We start from the raw sequence: 899 nt of genomic DNA, 5'->3' as shown, positions 1-899 counted from the left end.
ATTCCCAAACCCGGATCATCAGGTCCAACACCAAGATCCGGATATTCCGATCCCCCCAACAAGGCCACCTCACTGCAGGTGGCCTTTTGCATTTCAAGGAATCACCCCATGTCTGCCTTCATGATCGATCGCAAGGATTACCTAGCCTTTGCCGTACAGTTACACCGCTTTTGCAATGCCCCGATGCCACCGCACTACATCCTTGAGTTGCTGCGCACCCTCTGGTGGAACTCGCCAATGGATGTCACCAGTACCTGGACGTGGCGGGTAGACCGGCTGGTACGGCTGATGATGCTCGCCAACCGGCGTGCAGTCTGGCATCGCTATCAGCTGGGGCGTCATCAACCACTTCAGCACCGCTCTACCAAGCTGAGTCCGCTTAAACCTGCCCACCGTTACCACCAGGCTCCACTCACCGATAGCGAGCTGGTGGCCCTCTACAAGTTCACCTGCTGCGCCCTGTACCAATCGAGCGAATGGACCGGGAGCCCTGAGCAGGCACCTCGGCTTGTGAAGGTACTACAGCAGTTGCAACAGGCTCTCGCACAAGACGTGCTGACCCGGCTGTCACTGTGGGAGCAAGCACCCTGGGGAGAGATGTGATGGATCTCTACATCACCCTGACAGTGGCAAGCTCGCCACCGAGTTCAATGGCCCACCTAGCCCAACGTGTCGCCGATGACATGGCACACCTGCATCACCGTCTAGGGGATGGGGTGAGCGATGAACTGGGCATCAGTATCAGCTATCTGGTCGAACAGTTTGCGCTGCTGGCAGCTGCTTACCGTTCACCGGAGGAAAAGGAGAAACACCCATGATCGAATTCAACGACAGCTTTAGCCAGGCCTCCGTAGCGGAGGCCATGTGTGCTCACTCAGGGCTTGCCAAGCTCATCAGTC

At 57.4% G+C, this 899-nt stretch carries 2 protein-coding genes; both read left to right on the top strand.

Going from position 1 to position 899, the window contains the following annotated elements:
• The first annotated feature begins 108 nt into the window (after nt 1-108).
• Nucleotides 109-603 carry a hypothetical protein gene (locus tag AACR93_RS22845; RefSeq protein WP_043852061.1) on the top strand — a complete coding sequence of 165 codons (495 nt, stop codon included), beginning with the start codon at nt 109-111 and terminating at the stop codon, nt 601-603.
• Nucleotides 603-818 carry a hypothetical protein gene (locus tag AACR93_RS22840; RefSeq protein ID WP_029303599.1) on the top strand — a complete coding sequence of 72 codons (216 nt, stop codon included), beginning with the start codon at nt 603-605 and terminating at the stop codon, nt 816-818. The genes AACR93_RS22845 and AACR93_RS22840 overlap by 1 nt, the downstream gene beginning before the upstream one ends.
• The last annotated feature ends 81 nt before the right edge of the window (nt 819-899 follow it).

The organism is Aeromonas sp. L_1B5_3 (genome assembly GCF_963866575.1).
Taxonomy (GTDB): Bacteria; Pseudomonadota; Gammaproteobacteria; order Enterobacterales; family Aeromonadaceae; genus Aeromonas; species Aeromonas jandaei.
Note: the sequence above shows the minus strand (reverse complement) of the source record. Positions and strands in the feature narration are given on the sequence as shown.

What these genes read in the sequence shown, in the direction of transcription:
- AACR93_RS22845 (WP_043852061.1), top strand. Translation starts at nt 109, where the DNA reads ATGTCTGCCTTCATGATCGATCGCAAGGATTACCTAGCCTTTGCCGTA.
- AACR93_RS22840 (WP_029303599.1), top strand. Translation starts at nt 603, where the DNA reads ATGGATCTCTACATCACCCTGACAGTGGCAAGCTCGCCACCGAGTTCA.